This window comes from Brenneria izbisi (assembly GCF_025840185.1).
In the GTDB taxonomy this organism is placed as follows: Bacteria; Pseudomonadota; Gammaproteobacteria; order Enterobacterales; family Enterobacteriaceae; genus Brenneria; species Brenneria izbisi.
Window position 1 is genome coordinate 49,389 of record NZ_JAMPJU010000010.1, and the last position, 22,049, is coordinate 71,437.

A 22,049-nucleotide genomic window follows, 5' to 3' on the forward strand; every position below is an offset into this window, starting at 1 on the left:
TATCTTTCATGTCAAAAGCCAGCGTTGAAACGTTGCCGACGCGTTGCTACTGCCCGCCTGACAGACATGATCATAGGCTTCCAGAAAGTTCATACAACGCAACGTGGCGGTTTTCCCCGCGCCGGATCGATCAATGTCACAATTTCGCCAGTCTCAACGGCCAGATTGATGTTCTTCAGCACCAGGTTGCCATCAAATAACTTGCCGATGCCGCGCAGTTCATCCATAACGTTATTCTTTAGAAGTCTGCCCGTTGCTAAGCAGGCGAATACTCAGGCCAACCGCCGGCGCTATGCCGCTACGAAAGACGGCTTAGGATTAAGATGAAATCCAGTGGGTATCAACATAAAACAGCATTGAGGCATAGATAAGCTACCTTATACTAGCGGGGCGCTTGCATAGACGTATTACAGGTGAGCAAATAAGGTATTTTCAGCCCATAGTTAAGTTAAATTGCGGCAAATTAGCGTTTTTCAGGCAAAATACAGCAGCAATAGAGGATTGATGGAGAAGATGCTTGCGGCTCAGACGTTCATTAACGATTAAGCAGATGACAGCCGTGTCCGCTGTGGCACTGGTCACCATCAGCTTGTTTATCGTGATACAGCTTTTTCACTTCGTGCATCAACGTCGTGAAGATTATGCCAGGCAACTGGAGAACATCGCTTACTCTGTACGCCAGCCTTTGACGGAGGCGGTTTTGCAAGGTGAAGTGCAGCGCGCCGAAGATATCCTCAATACGCTGTTGCCGGTCGGCTTTCTCAGTCGGGCTGATGTGCTGCTGCCGGGCGAGTTCCAGACGTTGCATGCTGATTTTCCCACCGAACGCCCGGTGCCAGGCTGGATTGCCCGCGTATTCAAATTGCCTATCCGCATCGCTGTGCCGCTTTATTCGCCACCGCAAACGCAGAATACGACGCCGCTGGCGAACCTGGTGCTACAGGCGGACTCCTATCGTATGTTTCAGTTTATTGTCAGTACATTTTCGACTCTGCTGGCGACATATCTGCTATTGGCGCTGATCCTGTCGATTGCCGTTACCTGGTGTATCAACCGGTTGATGGTGCATCCGTTGCGCGACATTATCGCCGAGTTGCAAAATCTGCCGCCGGAGGCGATCCCTCGTCACCCGTTGACGTTACCGGAATGGCATCAAGATGACGAGCTTGGCGCGTTGGTTCGCAGCTATAACCGTAATCAGCAGTTGCTGGAGCAATCCCTGGTTTCGGTAGAGAAACGATATGATTTAGCGGGGAAAAATGATTTTTTAATGCAGTTACAGCAACATTTATCGGAAAACAAGCCGCTCAGCCTGATGGTTGTTGGGGTCGGGCCAGCATTGGCGACCCAGGACGGTGCGCTGCATACATTGGTGGAGCAACTGAAAGCGGCGATTGCATTATGCGAAGATCCGGTCCTGCTGGCTTGTCTGGGCAATGATGAGTTTGCGATGCTGAGCGCGACGTTACCCGCGGAGCAGGAGCAAAACTGGGCGCAGAATATTGTGCTACAATTCAATAAACCGTTTGCTATTATCGGTCAGTCACCACTGGCGGCGGGGGTGGGGATCGTCCATCTGGTCCCACCTTTGACAGGAGAAATGATGCACGCACCGTTGTTGCTTGCTCAAGCTCAATTTGCGATGCAGATCGCCCGTCACGAAGGTAAAAATGGCGTTTATCTCTTTACATTGTGATGCGAAAATTTTCCTAAACTAATAACCTTATAATTAATACTGTTTTTTGGTTTTTCCCCTTGTAAGCCATGCTATTACTGCCCTCGTCAGTTTTTTATGGTGATATTTCATCGGATGTAATGGGTTGTTTGTTACAAATAAATTGCATATATGTTTATCATTAACAATAGCTGAAGCGATTCTGCTCTTATTTTTAACCTTGCGTTCACAAACTAAAGTTATAAAACATTTCCAGGTTGTTATTGCAGTGTTACTTTCCCGCGCAATCACAGGGGGCGTCTGTACCTTTCTATCACCTGTGTTTCCTCATCATAGGACGCATATATGAAACTATCTATTGTTAAAAGTCTTTATTTTCAGGTTCTTGTCGCGATTACGGTAGGGATACTGCTGGGCCATTTCTATCCAGAACTCGGCGCTCAGATGAAACCGCTAGGTGATGGGTTTGTTAAATTAATTAAAATGATCATTGCGCCAGTTATCTTCTGTACGGTTGTCACGGGTATAGCTGGCATGGAAAGCATGAAGTCCGTAGGCCGTACCGGTGCAGTCGCGCTGTTGTATTTTGAAATCGTCAGCACCATCGCCCTGATCATCGGTCTGATCGTGGTGAATATAGTAAAACCCGGCGCGGGAATGAACATCGATCCGAACACATTAGATGCTTCTGCCGTTGCGGTTTATACCCAGCAAGCTTCGCAGCAGGGGCTGATCCCGTTTCTGATGGATGTTATCCCGGCCAGTGCGGTGGGTGCGTTCGCCAGCGGTAACATTCTGCAAGTGCTGCTGTTTGCCGTTATGTTCGGTTTTGCGCTGCATCGTCTGGGCAGCAAAGGCAAAATGATTTTTGATGTGATCGACAGTTTCTCCAAAGTTATCTTCGGCATCATCAACATGATCATGAAACTGGCGCCGCTGGGAGCGTTCGGTGCGATGGCGTTCACCATCGGTAAATATGGTGTAGGGACGCTGGTGCAATTGGGGCAGTTGATCATTTGTTTCTACATCACCTGCCTTCTGTTCGTTTTTCTGGTGTTAGGCAGCATCGCCAGAGCGACCGGGTTCAGTATCTTCAAATTCATTCGCTACATTAAAGAAGAACTACTGATCGTACTGGGTACTTCGTCGTCTGAATCTGTCTTGCCACGTATGCTGGAGAAGATGGAGAAAGTCGGCTGTAAGAAATCCGTTGTCGGTCTGGTTATTCCTACCGGATATTCATTCAATCTGGATGGCACCTCCATCTACCTGACGATGGCGGCAGTGTTTATCGCGCAGGCAACGAACAGTCAGATGGATATCTGGCATCAGATCACTCTGTTAGTGGTATTGCTGCTCTCTTCCAAAGGCGCGGCGGGTGTGACAGGCAGCGGATTTATCGTGCTGGCGGCTACGCTATCAGCCGTCGGTCATCTGCCGGTGGCAGGTTTGGCGTTAATCCTGGGCATTGATCGTTTCATGTCGGAAGCGCGCGCCCTGACCAACCTGATCGGTAATGGCGTGGCAACGATCGTAGTGGCGAAATATTGCCGCGAACTGGATGAGAAGCAACTTGATGCCGTGTTATCCGGTAAGGATAAAGGAAATAACACGACGGCACCGACCACAATGTCGTAAGAATTCCTGCGTTTTCTCATTCCTCCTTCCCCACCGCGAAAGACGCCGTGGGGAATTTTTTAGCCGCCATCGCTTAATGCGCGACATTTTATTGTTCCTTCCCGCCCGCCCTGATGCGTCAAGATGACGTAAAAATATTGTTAAATATGAGTTTTTTCGCCTTTTTTGACGTTAATTTCGCCCGTTTGGGTGACATAGATAAAAGCGTGTGGTCTAAGGGAATGGTACACTTCGCCTTTACTATTTTTCCGTGATGTATCCACGAGAGAGTTCGGTGGCAAACGCAAGGCCACTATTATTATCAACCACCGCCACATTATGTTGGATAGTTATATAAGTAGGGGTTCACATGCAGGGCACCAAAATTGGCCTTTTAGTTGGTGGAGTGTTGCTGGCGGTTATCGGCAGCAACGTGCAGGCTGAAACACTACAACCCGACCCCGCCTGGCAGCAGGGTAAACTGGATAATGGTTTTACCTGGCAATTACTCACCACACCACAACGCCCTGGCGACCGGGTAGAACTACGTCTGATGGTGAATACGGGTTCGCTGGTGGAGAATGCTCAACAAATCGGGTTCGCACATTTTCTTCCTCGTCTGGCGCTGGCGCCTGGCGAGACGCTATCAGCCGCGCAATCGCCGTCAATGTGGATACAGGACAATAACGGCATGCGTCCTCTGTCGCCGGTAATTACTTCCTATGATTTCACGTCTTACAATCTGAGTTTGCCGAACAACCGACCAGAATTGCTGAAAGAGGCGCTGGGTTGGCTGGCAGAAACCGCAGGGCAAATGACAATCGATGATACCAGCATTCAAGCCGCGCTTGACACTCCCGATCAGATAACCACCTATCCACCGGACCCGCAAGATCCCGTCTGGCGCTATCGGCTCAAAGGATCGACCTTATTAGCCCATGATCCCGCTCAGGACGTCAAATTGCCGCTGAGCAGCGAGCAATTGCAGCAATTTTATAAAACCTGGTACACGCCTGATGCGATGACGCTCTATATCGTCGGGCATGTGGATAACCGCGCGATTATTGATCAAATTGGTAAAGCGTTCTCTGCCTTGCAAGGCAAGCGGGAAGTACCTGCGCCAGTGCCGACATTAAGCCCGCTGCCGCTTCAGGCCATCAGTCTGATGAATAAAGAGGCGCGGCAGGATACGTTGTCGCTGGTATGGGATATGCCTTGGCACCCGATTCGTGAATCGCAGGCATTGGCGCGTTACTGGCAAAGCGATTTGGCGCGGGAAGCGCTGTACTGGCATTTAAAGCAGGCGCTGGAAAAGCGTTCGCAGAAAGACAATAACCTGCGGTTTGACTGTAATGTGTTTTATACCCGCGCGCAGTGTGCGATCCACCTGGATATGCCAAATGATGGCGGTGTGATGCCGGGGATGACATTTCTGGCTCAGGCGCTGGCGGCGCTGAAAGATAACGGACTCACGCAGCAGGAATTCGATGAACTGATCGCACGTAAAACGGATGAATTGAACAAACTGTTTGCCACCTACGCGCGTACCAGTACCGATATTCTGATGTCGCAACGCTTGCGCTCTCAGCAGAATGGGGTAGTGGATATTGCCCCTGAGCAATATCAGAAATTGCGGCAGGCTTATTTGTCCACGCTGACGCTCGATATGCTCAATCAAGCGCTTCACCAGCAACTTTCGCAGGACGCGACGCTGATGTTGGTGCAGCAACAGGGCGAACCGGAGGCGGATATGAAAGATCTTCAGGCGGCTTATAATCGGATCATGACGCCGGCGGCGGATACCGCGCCTGAACCTGTCGCAGAAACGCTACCGTTGCAAAGCGACGCACCGGCGCCCGTCGTTCAGTAGTCCAAATCGTAGTGGGGCCGTTAAGTGGAGGCCGTCAGGCCGACAACCCATTCTCTGTGGATGTTTGCCGAAAGCTGACGCCGAAGCCTGCGCCGCCAGGGAAGGCGGCCACACCGTGGATACTGAAGAACAGTTGCCGCTGCCGACAGCAGAGGGCGCAGCCCTGTGCGCCACACCGGGCGAAGTGCCCAACCCCGGCGGCTAGCCGCTCACCGTTGTCTGACGCTGGCCGGGCGGCATTTACCGCTGGCGCGCTTTTTGCCCTGCGTCTTACCCCGGTAGCCTCAAAGAGAGCGGACTACTTTTTCTGTCGCGTCTGGTATTTCGCCGACACCTTGCGCGAGGTATATAATATCCGCAGGATATGCACTTCGTTTATCTTTCGTTTCAGCGCATAGATAATGATGAACGGGAACCTTGTCAGCACCAGTTTTCTTCTCTCTCCTGACTTGCCTATATCGATCCCCGCTTCCGGCGTGGCTTCCAGCAGCGATACGGCTGACTCGAACCTGTCATCCGCCCCATTCGCCCCATCCAGTCTGGCTTCTTTATACAGGTAACGATAGATACCTTCACGATCTGCCAGCGCCCGTTTTTCTCCCGAATTCAAACTGGAAGCCATTGAGCAGGTCGTTAAATATCAACAGACTGCTGCCGAGGTTGCCCGCGCGCTGGCGCTCGACCCCAGCCAGTTGCGTAAATGGATACGCCAGTACAACGCTGAAATGAGCAGGGTAATACCTGACAACCCGACTGACGCCGGAACAGCGCGAAATCCCCATCAAATCTGTGCGCTAATCACACGGCTGAAAGCAAAATGACCGGTGGTGGAACTTTGTCGTTTGCTGAAAATAACACGCAGTGTTTACTATGCCTCGCTGAATCCGCCGATGAATACCAATCTGCTGAAACGGCGCGTTATGCCATCAGAGCCGAATCGGATGTGGCGCGGGGATATCAACTATATAAAGGTAAACGGAGACTGGGTTTACCTGGCGCTGGTGATTGACCTCTATTCCCGACGAATAGTGGGCATTAAAAATGGCGAAAAACGGCCAACAATCTTGGCGTTGACAGAGTACGCCGTCACCCACTGGCTTAACCGCTTTTCCGGTGGACTGAATCTGGCGGGGATAATGAATCAGTAAATAACTGCGACTGAACGACAGATAAAATAAAGCCGGAAGGATCGTTTAGATCACTTCCGGCTGTCATTTATATCTACAAACTATCTTTTATCCATTTATCTTCAACTGGGCTAAATCGTTCTTTTTTATCAACGCGCCACTCATCATTTTTATAATGAAGTGTGTAACGGTATTTATTTTTAAATCCAGTATGTTTTTGCACAGTGATAGACGTTTTATTTTTTACAACATCTTCATCGAGTATTTCATCATTTTCAGGATCATAATCAGGTGGAAAGCTAACCTTCATGGATATTTGACGCCCCTGCTTTCTCTCCTTAACAGTGCACCACTTTTTGAAAATACTATTCAGTTCAGCTAGATATGGCTCCTTGTTCACGCTATGATCGGCCATAAAAGCATCACGATAACTATTTTCCCAGTTATTCATGTCTTTCATAAAGGCAATCAGTGTTTCTTTTGCATTCATAATTAATTCCCAAATACAGAGTAAAGAACTGTTTTCCCATTTTGGGATACGTTGTAAATAATGTCAGTAGGCCGCAATCCACCGTTGGCATATTTAAACGTCCATTCAATATCTACGGCACCATGTTGGCTAATATAATCCCTGACCGACTTCTCAAAAATCCGATAATCGCCACGGTTAATTTTTGATAGCTGAGGAAACAGATTTCCCTTGCCGCCTTGACCACCCAGTACTTTACCAAGGATATGGCCAGCATCGTCGCCCGGCAGACCTATAGCTTTAATAGCATCCCTCGCACTGGAGTTTACGGCTGTACCTGTTTTTAAATCTGCTGGCGATACAGTAGCCCGGGCTGACGCGATCTCACCATTTGCACCACGCGTAATGGTTGGACACTTCGCCAGCCCCAGCGGATCGATCCACGTTAGCGGATTCGGCGCGTACTGATAGTTATTATCACCCCCCAACACCCCTATCGGGTCCGGCGAAACATAACACCCACCCGCCGGATCATAATAGCGAAATCTGTTATAGCATAGCGCACTTTCACTGTCACGATACTGTCCGGCGAACGCCAGGCCGGGGTCGGGGCTTTCGGAGGGTTCTGTATGCCGCTGGCCCCACAGCGTGGCTTTCGGCGCCTGCCAGCGTAATTCGCCGTCCGGTTTGAACAGCGCCAGTGGCTCCCCGTTCTGACTGCTGGTCACAAAATCCGTTTCCCAGCCGCCATCGGCTTTTTGCCGTTGCTGCACCACCAGTTCCCAGCCGTTATGTACCCAGTGGCGGCGGTGGGTAAGTTCGCCATGGCGATAGTGTCGTACTTCGGCGATCTGGTCGCCGTCCCACAGGTAGCGCACCGTTTCATGTCGCTGTTCGCAGCGCTTGCCGATGCGACGGCCAAACGGGTCGTAGCGGTAGAGCCAACGCTCGCCCGTGGGCGTATCCACGACCCGCAGCTGGTTGCGGCTGTCCCAGCGGTAGTGCCACACCTGCGGCCGGTAGCCCGGCTGCACGACCTGTTTTCTGATCAGCCGTCCGGCCTTGTCGTACTGGTAATGGGTATCGTCGCGCTGGATAAGCCGCCCAGCCTGCCACTCGGTCAGCCGTCCCGCTTGCTGCGGCAGGCCGCCACGGGTATAGCCATACTCCGCCACTGTTTCTACCTGACGGCCCACGCCCCCCGACAGCACTGACAGCACCCGGCCTGTCGCATCCAGCCGATAGCCTTCAGCCTCGCGGTTGCGGCGCACCCCGGTCAGGTTGCCCGCGCCGTCATACAGGTACTCCCGCGTCAGTTGCGCCTGCAAACGCCCGTCCTTCTGTTGTCCGCTCATCTCGCGCGTCAGCCAGCCCATCACGCCGTACTCCCGGCACTGCATAAATCCACTGCCGCCCGTGCGGGCCGATTCGCGTCCAGCCGCATCGTGCGTCAGCGTCAGTTCCGCCCCGTCCGGCAACTGTACCTGTTGCAACTCCCCAGTGGTGCTGTAGCGAAAGGCGCTGGTCAGCGTCTTGCTCTCCTCCTCATCGTCCCAGCAAAGCGTGCGGGTAACGTTTTGGGCTTCTCCCTGGTATTGGCGCCTTACTTCCGTCCCGTTGCACCATTCGCGCACCACGCGGTCACGGGCGTCATATTCCCGTTGCACATGGCTGGTTCGGGAAACCACCTCCGTCAGCCTGCCTGCCGCGTCATAGCGGTAATGCACCATATCGTCCGGCGCCGTTTCTTTTATCAGCAGCCCGCGAGCATCGTACAAAAAGCGACGGATTTCCCCCTCGCCATTACGCACCTCGATGCAGTTGCCGTCCTCGTCATAGCGGTAATGTGTTTCTGTTCCGGCCATGTCCCGTTCGCGGGTAACCCGGGCGTCCGCATCCAGCCACCACTGCCAGCGGTCGCCGTCCGGGGCAATCACTGTGATCAGTTGCTGACTTTCCCGATCGTACTCGTAGCGCCAGGTACGCCCCTGTGCATCCGTGCGCGCGGTCAGCAAATCAAAAGGCCCCCAGGTTTGCTGCCAAACGGCGCCGTTGCCATCCACGTAGCTCAACAGATTATTGTGCTGGTCGTACTTGCGCTGCTCTTCCCTGTCGTCCGGGCGTATCAGTTGTTCCGGCAGTTTCCAGCTTGCCCGGCGATAGCCCAGCCGGAATTGCGCCCCGTCCGGGCGCTGCCATTGCACTATCCGGTCTTGCTGGTCGTAACGCAGTTGCTGGGTACGGCCTTCGCCATCGGTGGCGCTCAGCAGCCGCTTGCGATGGTCATAGTGCAGGCGTGCCTGCACTTCCCCGGTCTGTGCGCTGACCTGGGTGAGCAGACCGTAACGGTTCCAACTGAAACACATTTCGCTGGCATCCGGCCCGGTCAGTTTTTCCGGGTTGCCGGCCTCATCGTAAGTCCAGTGCCAGGTGCGTCCCAGCGGATCGGCGATACCGCACAGCCGTTGCGCCTCGTCGTAGTCGTAAACCCAGACATGACCGCTGCCGTCGGTGAACTGGCTTACCAGCCCGCTATCATCCAGGTAGCTGAAGGTGACCACCCGTCCAGCGGGAGAAATTTCCCGTAGCAGATTGCCGTACTCGTCGTAGTCATAGCGGGTGACATGACCCAGCGGCGTTTTTTTCCAACTCATCAGAGAGAGGTCATTGAAGCCGAACTCGCTGCGCTGGTTGTGGCCGTCGAGCATCACCACCCGGTCGTCAAGATATTCGAAGCGGGCGGTCAGAAAACCGTCGGCGCAGGTGGTGTAGACGCAGCGGCCCTGCGCGTCATACTCGTAACGCGCCCAGGTCTGGTCGTTGTCGTGCCAGCGCGTCAGACGATTGGCGGCGTCATACTCGTAGTACAGGTGATAGGCATGCGTGGCATTCGCTTGCACCAGCCTGCCGCGCTCATCCTGCTGGTATTCCGCCAGCCGTGTTTTCTGACCGCCGTCGATACGCTGGATCTCGCGCAGGAATTCGCCCTGCCACACGAGCAGCAACTCGATGCCGTCGCTGTGCCGTACCCGTCGCAGATAGCCCTTCGGTGTGCGTATCAGGTCGATGCGGTTGTCGTGGGGATCATAGATAGCCGACAGCAGCAGCCTGTCCGCCTGCGATACGGTGAAGGCCCGCCAGGTGCGACTGTCACGGTGCCAGAGATAAAAGCCGTCGTCGCGGCGGTGCAGGGTGAACTCGGGATAGTGCGGGCAGAACACTACCTTTACGTCCTGATGGAATGTGAAGTCAATGTCATATCCCTGCGCCAGGGAGATCACCACGTGAGTGTTGAGACCGTCCCGGTTGACTCTGGCGACTTCGCTCCAGGTGTCATGCCAGCCATGTCCCAGCAGTCCGATGTGTGTGGCAAGGGAACGGTAGGTGCGCTCAAAGCGCAGCGGCAACGTCTGGCCGAGCTCGAAATCCTGCCGGAATTCAATCACCTCGCCGCTGGCGATATACACCGGGTCTTTCAGAAATCCCCGGCCCGCTTCCTTGAAACGTGCGAGTCCTTTGTTGTTTTTGAACCCTTTACTGGCACAGCGGGTCGCACGCCGAAGTCCCACTAATGTTCTCAATGCGCCAGCGCGCATGCCTTTAAGTACGGCAGTCGGCCCGCGCGTGAACAGCTTCGCCAGTCCTTTGAACATGCCCCGACTGGGCGGCACCAGAAATTCGACCGCGATAAGCAGCGCTTTCTCCCACCAGCTGAACTCGTCGGCAATCTCCAGGCAGGTGGCCTGACCGGAACCGAAGAATACCGTGGCGGCGCCCTCCTTGATGGTCGCGCCGCATACCGTCTTATCGTCGATCCGTGCCGCGGGCGCGCCGTTGACAAACACCGTTTCACTGCCCTGGGCAATCAGTTGCGGCGAGTTGTGCTTGGTGCAGGCTACCGTATCCATCGTGGCCCGCGACACCGGTTGTTTTTCCACGAACACATTGCCGGAACCGCTGGATACTGGTCCGAATGCTGGCGCCCCACTGTCAACCATCGCGGAAACCTTGTTGGACACGTTGCTGATATGCTCGCCCAACAAACTCACCGCACCGAATCCGACGGCCAGTTTGACCGCCCCGACAACCAGCGCCGCGCCCATTCCCCCAGTACCGATAACCGCTACCGCCATGGCGCCCACCACAGCCGCCGCGACGGTAAACGCGGCAGCGGCCACCAGTGCGCCAGCCACAGCCCCCGCCAATGCTCCCAGGAAGCTTTTGTGTTTGATGGTCTTGCCCGGCGAGGTGGGCGGCTTGCCCTGGCAGGGTTGCGGCCTTCCTGCCGGTGGTTGGGGACGGTTGCCCGTATGCATGGCACCGACACGGGCCACGCGCGTCAGAATATCGTTCAGCATGAGACCTCCGTTCAGTCTGTTGCCCGGAACGTCTCAATGACGGCCAGCAGCGCGGTTTTCTGCTCTTCCTGCAACTTTCCCGCCGCTGTGATGGTGAACGTCAGCAACCGTTCGCCGCGAACCTGCATTACCACCAGTTGGTGCATTGACCCCTCCGGCGATCGCCAGGTGTACTCCAGGCCGCGTGCTGGCTGACCGCTCAGCGTCAGTTCCCAGCCGGCGCGTTCCTCATATCCCTTGAGGTGGGCGGAGAACTGCTCCAGCGTCTGCTGGTAGACCGTTTCGGCCGACAGGCCAAACTCAATCGGTGTGCGGTTTACCACCAGATTGGCCGTGTCGCCCGGCAGGACAAAAACGTGGAGGGATTCATCACGCCAGTCATCCGGTATCGCCAGCGTTCCTTCGTTCATCTGGTACATAAGTGGTCCTCTAGTTCAAATCGATACGGGTGCCATTCATCACAATGCTGTTGCCAGTGATATTGATGTTGCCGGCGTTGTCGATAGAGATATAACCGCCCGCGGTCGCGATCAAGATTTCGCCCGCCTGCGACTGAATGGCGATATTGTTTTTTACCTGCAACGAGTTGTTGTCATCTACCGTCGTATTGCGGTTTCCGGTGACGGCGATGGTCTGTTGCCCCTGAATTTCGGTCACCTGATCCTGGATGACCGAGACGGTCTGATTACGCTGTACCGAGATGGTCTGGTCCTGACCGATGTTTTCGCTGTGATCGACATTCACCGCCGTGCTGCGGTTGTTGAGCACCACCGTGTTCATGTCCTTCTGCGCATGGATAAATACTTCTTCCTGCCCGGCCTGATCTTCAAAACGTAGTTCGTTGAACCCGGATCCTTTGTGGGTGGTGGTTCGCAGCGTGGTGCGGGTCTTATTTTCCGGCAGCGGATACGGCGTCGGATTGGTAGCATGAAAGGTGCGACCGGTGATAATCGGCTGGTCCGGGTCGCCCTCCAGAAAACTCACTATTACCTCATGCCCGATGCGCGGGATGGCTATCATCCCGTACTGACCGCCCGCCCAGCCCTGACTCACCCGCACCCAGCACGAGCTCTGGTCGTCGCTTGCGCCGTAGCGGTCCCACGGGAACTGTAGCTTCACCCGGCCGTATTCATCGCAGTAGATTTCTTCTCCCGCCGGGCCCACCACGGTGGCAATCTGCGGACCGTCCACCATCGGCTTGTACGGCATCAACGCCCGCCACGTCGTTTTGCCTTTCACCACGCTGAAACTGTTGCTCAGCGTCGTCGGCTCGCCCCCGCTTTCCTCTTCCAGCGCCTGCGGCTGTTGCCCTACATGCGTTACCCCGACTATCTGCCACGCGATATTCAGTGCCGCGTTCGGATGCTCCGTCAGCGAGAACGCGCAGCCCGGCATCAGCCCCGCGCAGTTCGATTCCCCTTCGCCCGTCACCGCCCCGGCGCGCAGCGCATCCAGACGGTAGCCGCTGAACGCTTTTCCGCTCGGGTCCTGTTTGAAACGCCCCGGATAGTCATAGTGCTGGTAGCTCTCTCGCTGATGCTCAAGCTCGCTGCCCGTCTTCTGGTGCGACAAGCCGTAGGCCGGGGTCTTGAAGCTGTAGTCCTTCAGTTCCACTTCCGCCGTGCTCACCCGCTCCGCATAGTGGAAACGCCTGACATACGCCCCTTCCGACAGCCCCTGCGTCGCCAGGTTGAAGAACAGGTCCGGCCCTTTTCCCAGCGCCCCCGCGTCATCCGCGAACACCAGCCGGTGCTTGCCTTCCTCGTATTCGTGGAAGTAGTACAGCCCTTCCTCCGCCGCCAGCCGGTTGATAAACGCCAGGTCGCTTTCCCGGTACTGCACGCAGTATTCCCGCTGCGCATGCTCGTGACGCAGCGCGAACGCGTAATCCGTGATGCCCGCCTCATCCAGTAGCGTGGCGATAATCTCTTCCGGCTTCTGCGCCTGAAAGATACGCGCGTTGCTGCGCAGCCCCAGCCGCCACAGCGCCGGATGCACTTCCGCCTGATAACGCGTGCGCCGAAAGCCGGTATCGCCCTGAGTGAAGCCGCTGACGATGCCGCTCACCCGGCGTTGCAGTTCCCCCTCGTACCACACCAGCAGTTCGCACGGCTGGTCCAGCACCGCGCCGAAATCAATATCCGGCTGCGCGCTCGCCAGACTCAGCGACAAACTGAATGGCCGGTTCAGCCCCTCGTCCAGCCTGAAATCCACCACCGCGAACGTGCCCGCCGGCAACGCGCCGAGCGTCACGGTGAACTGTAATCCTGTGCTGTTTGCCACCTTGTTCCTCCTCCCTCTGCCACGGCTACCGCACGCCCCGTTACCGCCCGGTGCGACATGCAATTATCTGATGAAAAAATGACACCGCTGTATTGTGGTCTGAGTCCGCCCACACCGCAGCACAGCAAAAAACCCGGCACGCTGGCCGGGTTGAACAGGGATTACGCTTCGACCGGCGCGCGCCAGTCGTCGGAGCCGGACGTCCCGGCGACGGTGTGTTCCCAGTCGATTTTGCGGTAGGACAGAGACACCTGAATCAGCTGGGTGTAGTCCAGTTTGGACGGGTCCTGGCAGTGCGGCATCTGGCAGTCGATGTCCACGATGGTGGCGTCGGTCAGGATGGTGGAGAAGAAGTGCTCCTGCTTGCCTTCAACGGAGGTGCGATACCACTTCAGGGTGACGGTCGGCAGCATTTCGCCGGAGGCCAGGGCGTTGTACATCAACGGCACCGCCTTGTTCAGCGCCACGGTGAATTTGAAAGGTTTGTGCACGCGCTGACCGGAAGGCTGACCGGACTGCGGGTCGGTCGGCACGGTGACGACGTGTTTAAATTCCTGCACCAGCATTTCGTCTTCGTGGCCCTGCACGTAGATGTTACCGACAGAGTCGGACGTGAAGGCGCCGGCAGTGATATTGCCCTGAGTTTTTCCTTCGATGCTGATATAGCATGGGGTTGGCATGGTCTTGCTCCTTGTTGATGAAAACAGTTGATTGAAAACAGTTAATTAAAGCCGTTAAATGAACATGTTTTTGACTTCACTTGCTTGTTCAGCAATGACCATGCCAGTTTTTATATTATTGTTTTTAAAGGAAATTAACTTAAGTCAAATTTTCCCTAAGTAAAATTTGAGCAAAAAGTTGCGCAGACTGCGCATTTCGTTTGCAAGCATTGCGCAAAAAGTGATTTATGCTGGAAAGCGAGCAAGAAGTTGCGCAGATTTTGCATTTATTCTGAAGTTTTTACTTAGGGATAAATTCATCTGGCAACCGGCGGTCAAAAAACAACGGCCGGTTGATTTATTCGTGGGGGAGCGCTTGCGCGGGTGGGAGCTTATTATTACATCGGCATGGCTTCCGGCGGGATAATCGCGCCACGGTACTGAATAACGGTACTGGCGGTCAGATGACCGCGCTGAGCCGCTTCCTGAGCGCTGCCACCGCTCAGGCGGATAGCCAGATAACCGGCGCTGAACGAATCGCCTGCCGCAGTGGTATCGATCACTTTTTCTTGCGCCAGTTTCACTGCCGGTACGTCGATGAGCGCGTGTCCGTGTTCTGATACCAAACAGGAATCCGCGCCACGCTTCAGCACGATCTCTGCCACGCCAAAGCCGTGAGTCCGTGCCAGCACCGCTTCAACCGGCTGTTCTCCCCACAACATATCTTCATCATCCAATGTCAAAAATGCGATATCCGTGCAGGACAGGATCGCGGTGTAAGCCTGCTGCGTTTCTTCTTTGCTTTGCCACAGACGGGGGCGGTAGTTGTTGTCAAAAATCACTTTACCGCCGTTGGCACGACAGGCGCGCAGCAACGAAAACAGACGCTGGCGGCCTTGCGCGGTGAGGATCGCCACGCTGATGCCGCTGAGATAAAGATAATCAAAACGCGCCAGATGCCGACAGATTGTTTCTGCTTCAGCGCTATCCAGCCAGTAACGGGCGGCGGCATCGTTGCGCCAATAATAGAAGGTGCGTTCACCGGCGTCGTCCGTTTCAATGAAATATAAACCAGGCAGTTTGTTATCCATACGCTGGATCAGATCCGTTTTCACTCCTTCTTTCTGCCATGCGGCAACCATCTCTTCACTAAAGCTATCGGTGCCAAGTGCGGTAACGTAGTGCACGCCAAGCACATCGGCCTTGACCTGACGAGCGATATAGATAGCCGTATTCAACGTATCGCCGCCAAACCCACGGTTAAGATCCGTGCCTTTTTGCGACAGTTCAATCATGCATTCGCCGATCACGGCAATGTTATTCGTGGTCATCACAGTTGGCCTGTTAAAAGAAGTTGCTAAAACGAGGAGGTCAGCATCAGTTTCAACATAACCTGAGAGTGAGTCAATGATTTTGAAACGATGTTTTATTTTTTCATGATATGGATCGGAAAATCCCAGTTTTCCGATCCTTTATTATCGAGGGGAAACGAGGCTACTTATGGCGCAAATTGGTCACGCTTTCACCGCCGATACCCCAATTGTCAGTATCGACTTCATCAATGACCACCACAGTGGTGGCCGGGTTTTTCCCCAGCGTATCGACCAGCAATTGCGTCACCCCGGCGATCAGGGTTTTCTTTTGTTCCGCGGTCGCGCCTTCGCGGGTGATTTTGATATTGACGTAGGGCATACATTCTCCTGTCTGGATATAACAATTTATTCATGACATTCATGCGGGCGTCAGCCATGCAAGACTAAGTCAGTTGGTTTTTTTCAATGCAATATCTTCCTGTTCCTGCCGGCCAGACTCAGTATCGCCTTTATAATTTGCGGTGGCGATCCAGGCGGCGCAGAACAGGGTTAACCGGGCGAAGAAGTAGAAAAAAGCCATTAAGCCGATCACCGAGCCAAACGCGGCGCCGGAGGGAGAACTGGCGAGCTTGGGTAACGCGACGGTCATGGCGAATTTGATTATCTCGAAACCAATGGCGGCAAGCAGAGTTCCCCGAAACAAGGCTTTACGTTTGGGTTTGTGGCGCGGCAATACAAAGAAGATCCACAGAAACAGCAAATAATTGGCGAAGATTGAAATCGACAAGGCGATCAGCGTCAGAGCCGGACGCAACCATTCGATGCCGCCCAGCCCCAGCGCGTTCACAATCATATCCTGCGCGGTGCCTGCCACCGAGGTCAGGAATAAGGTTACAACCAGCGCAATCATCAACCCGGTGAGCGACAGAAAATCGCGGGTGTACTGGAAGTAAATCTTCTCTTCATCCTGCGGATTGCGCTCCCAGACATCGCGCGATTGGGCGCGGATTGCTTCGCGCAGATTTCCCATCCAACTGATACCGGAATACAGCGCGATCAGTAACCCGGTCAACCCGACGGTAGTACGTTGCTGAATGGCGGTATTAACGGTATTTTTCAGCGTGTTGGCCAGATTGGGGTCGCTGATGCTGTTGACGATTTTGTTGATAAGCCCGGTAAGCATATCCGGGTTGGATGCCAGCACGAAGCCGACCGCCGCGAAAGAAACCATCAGAATCGGGATCAGCGACAGAAAGGAAAAATAGGTGATCGCGGCGCCAAATTGATTGCCCATACGGTCATTAAAGCGCTCGCCCGCGCGGATCATATGCGCCACGCTGGGGATGGCCCGGATGCGTTTTACCAAATGTCTGGCCCGGATTAAAAAAGCGTATTGTTTTTTTACTGCGCTGCTCTTTTTTTCGGCGCTGTGGGCTGGTGGTGAATGGCGATCCGACTCTGCCGGTTCAGGCATTGAATTCCTCCTGCGGGTCTGATGTGGGTGATAGGGAACAGATCTGATTATAACCAACAAGATGAGAATGTTATGTTTTTCATCACTGGGGCGCTTCGGTAAATTAATAGTGACGTCCGTGATAATTAATCGTGAAAGCTGACTGGCGCTTGCTTATACTGAAAAGCTTGGATGCCAATTACCGGATTGCCCGGTTAACACTTTTGCTCAGCCTCAAGTGATGATGTTAAGTGAGAGAAATCCCCGATGTCAGTTCCTTCTCCATCAGAGCCTGCCGTTGGCGCATTGCGCCTTAATTTGCGTATTGTTTCTGTCGTGATTTTCAACTTCGCCAGTTACCTGAATATCGGTCTGCCGTTAGCCGTGTTACCAGGCTATGTACACGATACGTTGGGCTACAATGCGTTCTGGACTGGGCTGGTGATCAGTATGCAATATTTTTCCACGCTGCTGAGCCGCCCTCATGCCGGACGTTACGCGGATGAGAAAGGGGCGAAGAAGGTGGTGGTGTGGGGGTTGGCGGGGACGCTGCTAAGCGGTCTGTTTTATCTGCTGGCGGCCTGGAATGACGCTTCTCCGCTGATCGCGCTATTGTTGCTGTTTGTCGGACGGCTGGTGCTGGGCGCCGGACAGAGTTTTGCCGGAACTGGCGCGACCTTGTGGGGTATCGGCGTGGTCGGATCGCGGCATATCGGGCGGGTTATCTCGTGGAACGGTATTGCGACCTATGGCGCGATGGCGATTGGCGCGCCGCTTGGCGTCTGGCTGAATCATATCGGCGGACTGCAACTGCTGTCTGTGGTCATTATTCTGGTAGCGACGATTGCCATCATCTGCGCCTTGCCGCGTGCGGAAGTGAACGTCACGCCCGGTAAGAAAATCCCCTTCCGCGAAGTGTTGGGCAAGGTTTGGATGTACGGCATTATTCTGGCGCTCGCCTCGGCGGGATTTGGGGTGATCGCAACCTTCATTACGCTGTTTTACGCCGACAGAAACTGGGAAGGCGCCGCGCTAACGCTGACCATTTTCAGTTGCGCCTTTGTCGGCGCACGTTTGGTGTTTCCCAACAGCATCAATCGATTCGGCGGCTTGCGCGTGGCGCTGGCGTGTTTTGTGGTCGAAGTGGCGGGCCTGGTGCTGATCTGGTGCGCGCCACAACCCTTTATGGCCGAACTTGGCGCTTTTCTTGCCGGAGCCGGCTTTTCACTGGTGTTTCCGGCGCTCGGCGTGGTGGCGGTCAAGGCGGTCTCACCACAGAATCAGGGCAGCGCGTTGGCGACTTATACCATCTTTCTCGACTTATCATTGGGCGTCGTCGGCCCGCTCGCCGGGGTGTTGATGAGTTATGCGGGCATCGCCTCCATCTATCTGGCGGCAGCGCTGCTTGGGGTAGTGGGTTTGCTGCTGACCTTGCGTTTGAGCCTGCGTCCTGACGCATCGGCGTAAAATACCCTGTATCCGCCGCTGTGCGGTATAACCGTCCGGTGGCGGGCCGGAAAGGATCGCCACAGTGCGAGTGGACTCACGTTTAACACCTCGCTTTTTGTGTTGAAATGATTTCAGGTACTTATAACTCCAACACGTACCGCTTCAATTATCACCTGCCATCGTTTTTCTATCGTTTGTATCGTCATTCATCCATTTTGGATATGGAGGTAATGCAATGAGTAACAAACCGATAAATGATCCACAGAGTCGTCGACAGTTTTTGAAATCAACCGGTATGGTGGTGGGGGCGCTCGGCGGTATGGCGTTGTCTCGTCCGGCGCAGGCGGTGCCAATACCCGCGCCTATTCCGCAGCAATGGGATACGACGGTTGATGTCCTGATCGTCGGCACCGGGTTTGCAGGGCTGGCGGCGGCGATTGAAGCGCGTAATGCGCAGGCCGAGGTCTTGGTCATCGACAAAATGCCGTTGTTGGGCGGGAATTCGGTGCTGAATGGCGGCGATCTGGCGGCGGCTGGCTCCAAAATGCAACAAGAGATCGGCATTGAGGATTCGCCGGAACTGATGTATCAGGACATGCTCAAGGCGGGCAGCGGACTTAATTATCCCGAACTGGCCAGAACCGTTGCGGAACATTCGGTGGAAGCGCTGGAATGGGCGCAAAGCATCGGCGCGCAATTTAATGTCGTCAACTATCACGGCGGTCATTCGGTGAAGCGCGCCCATCAACTGGTACAGCGCTCAGGATCAGGGTTGATTATCAAACAGCAGCAGAAAGCGAGAGAACAGGGGGCGGTGATTGAACAACGCGCCAAGTTGCTGCGGTTGATCGTCGAGCCGGATGGCCGGGTGATCGGCGCGGAAGTTCGGCGGCGCTACAAGTTCCCCGATGAAAACTCAGGTGAGATTGCCTATATTCGCGCCCGTAAAGGCGTGGTGCTGGCATCCGGCGGTTTCTCGCAAGGCGTGGCGATGCGCCAGATGTACGATCCGCGTCTGACCGACGCTTTCACCTCGACCAATCATCCCGGCGCCACCGGCGAGGCGATTATGGCAGCCTGTATGATTGGCGCTTTGGATACGCAGATGGACTGGATCCAACTGGGACCCTGGACCAGCCCGGATGAAAACGGTTTCGGCTATGTCCCGCAGTTTGTCGAACGCGTGGTCGGCTATGGATTGATGGTCGACCCGGCGACCGGCAAGCGTTTTTTTAAAGAGACGGGCAACCGTAAAGAGCGGGCCGACGCCATTATTCAATTAGGGCACCCGGCCATCATCATTGCCGATAAAACCAATACCCTGAATATGGTGGACCCAGGACAACGGGAAGGGGCGCTGAAAAACGGTTCGCTTAAGCCGTATGACTCGCTGGAGGCGTTGGCGAAAGCCTATGATATGCCGGTTGACGCCTTTGTCGCGCAGGTAAATCGCTGGAACGAGTTTGTCAGCCGACGCAATGATGCCGATCTTGGTTGTATGATTTTCAAGGATGCGGTGCCGAATGTGACGCCACCGTTTTATGCCGCGCGTTTATGGCCGCGAGTCCACCACACCATGGGCGGTCTGGCGATTAACAAGGATGCACAGGTGATTGGTTTTGACCTGAAACCAATCCCCGGTCTGTATGCGGCGGGGGAAACCGTCGGCGGCGTTCACGGCGCCGTCAGGCTTGGCAGCGTCGCCATGACCGATTGCATTGTGTTTGGTCGCATCGCCGGAAAAAATGCGGCGGCATCCGCCTGAAAACCAGCTAAAAAACCCAGTCGCGGGCAGAGATTGCCCGCCATAAGAAAGATCATCCGCAGTTAACGTTTATTTCAGTTTCAGCGTCTGGATGATGCTTTCCGCTTCGGTCTGAGCCTGCTGTTGATTATCCGCAGGCAGGGTAATCTGCAAGGTCAGCAAGCGGTTATCCACTTTCCCCAACACCACTGAGGAGTAAGCCTGCTGTCCGCTGCTGGTGATGATGCTGTCCAACTGTTGCAGCTTCTGTCCGTCAATATCGATGGTTTTGTTGGTCACAACCTGAAGGTTGGCGTCGCGTGTGCGCTGCTGATCTTCCAGACGTTGTGTCAGCACGGAAAGTTCTTCCGTGGTGTTATCGCCCAGGATCACGATAACCGCTTTTTGTCCGTTGTCGTTGGCGTACACATGCATGTTGTTGGCCTGCGTCCCCAACTTACCGCTTTGATCCTGCATGTCGGCTGGCAACGTAAAGACGACTTTGCCGGATAATAATTCTACCGTCTTGCTGGCCGCGGCTTCTGCCGCCGGGTTGTCTGATGCGGGGGCGTTTGCGGTATCGTCCGTTTTGCCATCGCAGGCTGCCAGCATGGTCACCAGAAGGCTGACGCCCAGGTATTTTACTAAATTGGACATGGGTTCCCTTTCTCTCATTTTTCAACAGGTGATAACAGTATGGCACCCTATTCAGATAGCAAAAACAAGCATTTTGTTGTTGCAAACCATTGGCGCCGCAGGGACGATTTTTACACATGCCGTCGTTGGTTTGTCGCCGACCTTGCCGACATGCGGCGGCGCTCAGCTTCTGTTTTCGACCGACCGATAGGAAACCGTCTCTTGCTGTTCACTCAGCCGTTTCAGCGCCATATTCAGCATAACGCCATACATCGGCAGGAAGAAAAGCAGGCTGATCAGCAACTTGAAGATGTAGTCCACCAGCGCGATTTCAACCCAGTTCGCGGCCATGAAAGGATCGGCGCTGCGATAGAAGGCAATAAAGAAAAAGGCCAACGTGTCGCTGAAATTGCCGAACAACGTGGAAACCGCCGGTGCGACCCACCAGGCATTGCGCTGGCGCAAGCGGTTAAAGACATGCACATCCAGGATCTGACCCAGAACGTAAGCCATGAAACTGGCGCAGGCAATGCGGGCAACCACGATGTTCACCTGACTCAGCGATGCAAACCCTTGCCATGCGCCCTGATAGAACAGCGCGGAAATGAAATAGGAAATCACCAGCGCAGGCGCCATCACGGTCAAAATAATACGGCGTGCCAGCGGTGCGCCGAAAATCCGCACGGTCAGGTCGGTTGCCAGAAAGATAAAGGGAAAGGTAAACGCGCCCCAGGTGGTATGAAAACCGAAAATGGCAACCGGAAGCTGGACCAGATAATTACTGGAAGTAATGATCAGAATATGAAACAACGACAGCCAGATCAGCGCCGTCAGCCGCTGCCGGGGAGTGAAACGATACATAATGTGACCTTTTTGGTTATTGGGGTTAGGGAACCCAAGAAATCATCGTACGCCGTTTTTTTCAGCAACGCGGCGGCATGATACGCAATTGCTTTGGGAATGCAATTTTTTTGGTAACGCAATCGTTTTGCTAACTGAATTGTTTCGCTAACTGAATTGTTTCGCAGAAAAAATGGTTGTTCTTTGCGTAAAGATTGTCGTGGCTTGCGTCACAGAATCTCCGGCGTAAACTAAGACGGTTTTATAACCCCTACCACAGAGAACGTTGATGACCGATCCCTTCGCCAAACCTGATAAAACCCTTGATGCTCAGGGACTGCGCTGTCCCGAACCGGTGATGATGGTGCGTAAGACGGTGCGCGAGATGGCGTCTGGACAAACGTTGCTGGTGATTGCGGATGATCCCGCGACGACCCGTGATATTCCGGGCTTCTGCCGTTATATGGAGCATGATTTGCTGGCGCAGATGACCGAACAACTTCCCTATCGCTATCTGCTGCGCAAAGGCGGCCCGCAAGTCAAAGGCGGTTAAGTC

20 protein-coding genes and 1 pseudogene are annotated in these 22,049 nt (G+C 54.5%); 9 read left to right on the plus strand and 12 right to left on the minus strand.

Annotated elements, in window-relative coordinates; all coding sequences use genetic code 11:
* Positions 1-69: 69 nt before the first annotated feature.
* A pseudogene (locus tag NC856_RS13120) lies at positions 70-227 on the minus strand (amino acid ABC transporter ATP-binding protein); the annotation flags it as partial.
* 323 nt (positions 228-550) lie between these two features.
* On the opposite strand from NC856_RS13120, the gene NC856_RS13125 reads away from it, so the two are divergent.
* The 4 genes from NC856_RS13125 (at position 551) to NC856_RS13140 (ending at position 5,367) form a co-directional block, all read left to right on the plus strand.
* Positions 551-1,696: a HAMP domain-containing protein gene (locus NC856_RS13125; protein WP_264090878.1), complete on the plus strand. Its 1,146-nt coding sequence runs from the start codon at positions 551-553 to the stop codon at positions 1,694-1,696.
* Positions 1,697-2,020: 324 nt separating this feature from the next.
* Positions 2,021-3,313: a dicarboxylate/amino acid:cation symporter gene (locus NC856_RS13130; RefSeq protein ID WP_264090879.1), complete on the plus strand. Its 1,293-nt coding sequence runs from the start codon at positions 2,021-2,023 to the stop codon at positions 3,311-3,313.
* A 349-nt stretch (positions 3,314-3,662) separates the two neighbouring features.
* Positions 3,663-5,162 carry a M16 family metallopeptidase gene (locus NC856_RS13135; RefSeq protein WP_264090880.1) on the plus strand — a complete coding sequence of 500 codons (1,500 nt, stop codon included), beginning with the start codon at positions 3,663-3,665 and terminating at the stop codon, positions 5,160-5,162.
* 64 nt (positions 5,163-5,226) lie between these two features.
* Complete coding sequence (locus NC856_RS13140) at positions 5,227-5,367, plus strand: hypothetical protein (RefSeq protein ID WP_264090881.1); 141 nt, start codon at positions 5,227-5,229, stop codon at positions 5,365-5,367.
* 93 nt (positions 5,368-5,460) lie between these two features.
* Here NC856_RS13140 and NC856_RS13145 read toward each other — a convergent pair whose 3' ends face one another.
* Positions 5,461-5,784: a type II toxin-antitoxin system RelE/ParE family toxin gene (locus NC856_RS13145; protein ID WP_264090882.1), complete on the minus strand. Its 324-nt coding sequence runs from the start codon at positions 5,782-5,784 to the stop codon at positions 5,461-5,463.
* On the opposite strand from NC856_RS13145, the gene NC856_RS17850 reads away from it, so the two are divergent.
* Both NC856_RS17850 and NC856_RS17855 read left to right on the plus strand, forming a co-directional pair.
* Entirely contained in the window at positions 5,783-5,983 is a 201-nt protein-coding gene (locus NC856_RS17850) for a transposase (RefSeq protein ID WP_404802331.1), read from the plus strand. The two genes, NC856_RS13145 and NC856_RS17850, sit on opposite strands and share 2 nt — an antisense overlap.
* Before the next feature lie 21 nt (positions 5,984-6,004).
* Entirely contained in the window at positions 6,005-6,310 is a 306-nt protein-coding gene (locus tag NC856_RS17855) for a DDE-type integrase/transposase/recombinase (RefSeq protein ID WP_404802329.1), read from the plus strand.
* Between the two features lie 73 nt (positions 6,311-6,383).
* Here NC856_RS17855 and NC856_RS13155 read toward each other — a convergent pair whose 3' ends face one another.
* The 8 genes from NC856_RS13155 to yhjD all read right to left on the minus strand — a co-directional run bounded on the left by NC856_RS13155 (position 6,384) and on the right by yhjD (position 16,845).
* Positions 6,384-6,779 carry a RhsIA family immunity protein gene (locus NC856_RS13155; RefSeq protein ID WP_264090883.1) on the minus strand — a complete coding sequence of 132 codons (396 nt, stop codon included), beginning with the start codon at positions 6,777-6,779 and terminating at the stop codon, positions 6,384-6,386.
* A 2-nt stretch (positions 6,780-6,781) separates the two neighbouring features.
* Positions 6,782-11,116: an RHS repeat-associated core domain-containing protein gene (locus tag NC856_RS13160; RefSeq protein ID WP_264090884.1), complete on the minus strand. Its 4,335-nt coding sequence runs from the start codon at positions 11,114-11,116 to the stop codon at positions 6,782-6,784.
* 11 nt (positions 11,117-11,127) lie between these two features.
* A complete protein-coding gene (locus NC856_RS13165; RefSeq protein WP_264090885.1) occupies positions 11,128-11,535 on the minus strand; it encodes a DUF1795 domain-containing protein in 408 nt (135 codons plus the stop codon).
* Between the two features lie 10 nt (positions 11,536-11,545).
* The gene (gene tssI, locus NC856_RS13170) at positions 11,546-13,399 is read right to left on the minus strand and encodes a type VI secretion system Vgr family protein (protein WP_264090886.1); all 1,854 of its coding nucleotides are present in this window, start codon (positions 13,397-13,399) and stop codon (positions 11,546-11,548) included.
* 161 nt (positions 13,400-13,560) lie between these two features.
* Complete coding sequence (locus tag NC856_RS13175) at positions 13,561-14,079, minus strand: Hcp family type VI secretion system effector (RefSeq protein ID WP_264089050.1); 519 nt, start codon at positions 14,077-14,079, stop codon at positions 13,561-13,563.
* Positions 14,080-14,456: 377 nt separating this feature from the next.
* Positions 14,457-15,389, minus strand: coding sequence for a 2-dehydro-3-deoxygluconokinase (locus NC856_RS13180; RefSeq protein WP_264090887.1), 933 nt, complete (start codon positions 15,387-15,389; stop codon positions 14,457-14,459).
* A 163-nt stretch (positions 15,390-15,552) separates the two neighbouring features.
* The gene (locus NC856_RS13185; RefSeq protein WP_264090888.1) at positions 15,553-15,750 is read right to left on the minus strand and encodes a 4-oxalocrotonate tautomerase family protein; all 198 of its coding nucleotides are present in this window, start codon (positions 15,748-15,750) and stop codon (positions 15,553-15,555) included.
* Positions 15,751-15,819: 69 nt separating this feature from the next.
* Positions 15,820-16,845, minus strand: coding sequence for an inner membrane protein YhjD (yhjD, locus tag NC856_RS13190; protein ID WP_264090889.1), 1,026 nt, complete (start codon positions 16,843-16,845; stop codon positions 15,820-15,822).
* 246 nt (positions 16,846-17,091) lie between these two features.
* Between yhjD and NC856_RS13195 the strand changes: the two genes are divergently transcribed.
* Positions 17,092-18,291, plus strand: coding sequence for an MFS transporter (locus tag NC856_RS13195; protein ID WP_264090890.1), 1,200 nt, complete (start codon positions 17,092-17,094; stop codon positions 18,289-18,291).
* A 217-nt stretch (positions 18,292-18,508) separates the two neighbouring features.
* Positions 18,509-20,038 carry a flavocytochrome c gene (locus NC856_RS13200; protein ID WP_264090891.1) on the plus strand — a complete coding sequence of 510 codons (1,530 nt, stop codon included), beginning with the start codon at positions 18,509-18,511 and terminating at the stop codon, positions 20,036-20,038.
* A 69-nt stretch (positions 20,039-20,107) separates the two neighbouring features.
* Here the strand turns inward: NC856_RS13200 and NC856_RS13205 are convergent, their stop codons facing one another.
* Positions 20,108-20,674, minus strand: a complete 567-nt coding sequence (locus tag NC856_RS13205; protein ID WP_264090892.1) for a DcrB family lipoprotein — start codon at positions 20,672-20,674, stop codon at positions 20,108-20,110.
* Positions 20,675-20,836: 162 nt separating this feature from the next.
* The gene (locus NC856_RS13210; protein WP_264090893.1) at positions 20,837-21,514 is read right to left on the minus strand and encodes a 7-cyano-7-deazaguanine/7-aminomethyl-7-deazaguanine transporter; all 678 of its coding nucleotides are present in this window, start codon (positions 21,512-21,514) and stop codon (positions 20,837-20,839) included.
* Between the two features lie 268 nt (positions 21,515-21,782).
* On the opposite strand from NC856_RS13210, the gene tusA reads away from it, so the two are divergent.
* Positions 21,783-22,046, plus strand: a complete 264-nt coding sequence (gene tusA, locus NC856_RS13215; protein WP_264090894.1) for a sulfurtransferase TusA — start codon at positions 21,783-21,785, stop codon at positions 22,044-22,046.
* Positions 22,047-22,049 lie beyond the last annotated feature (3 nt).